At 38.2% G+C, this 398-nt stretch carries 1 protein-coding gene and 1 pseudogene; both read left to right on the forward strand.

Annotated features, from left to right (window positions below):
- Positions 1-298, forward strand: a pseudogene (locus tag ACYVTD_RS17485) (UDP-N-acetylmuramate dehydrogenase); the annotation flags it as partial.
- Positions 299-398: RNase adapter RapZ (locus ACYVTD_RS17490; RefSeq protein WP_461248899.1), on the forward strand; the 100-nt coding region annotated here is incomplete at its 3' end.

Here is a 398-nt window from a genome sequence, read left to right on the forward strand (position 1 = left end):
GTTTAAAGACTACAGAGATAGACGTACAAGCAAACAACCTCTTGATAAAAAATCTGCAGGGTCAACCTTCAAAAGACCGGAAGGATCCTATGCATCAAAGCTAATTGATGAATGTGGCCTAAGAGGTTTTAGAGAGGGAGATTGCCAGGTTAGTGAAAAACACTGTGGCTTTATTATAAATGCAGGAGAAGCTACTTGCACTGAAATGCTTGCTTTTATTAATCATGTGGCAGCAATTGTTAAGGAGAAAACAGGCTTTACACTGGAGCGAGAGGTAAAATTAGTCGGAGAATTATAGATGAAATTAAAGATAATTACTGGTTTATCAGGTTCAGGTAAGACAACAGCCTTAAGGGCTTATGAAGATATGGGCTATTATGCTATGGACAATACTCCAT

The sequence above is a fragment of the Treponema sp. R6D11 genome (assembly GCF_054786075.1).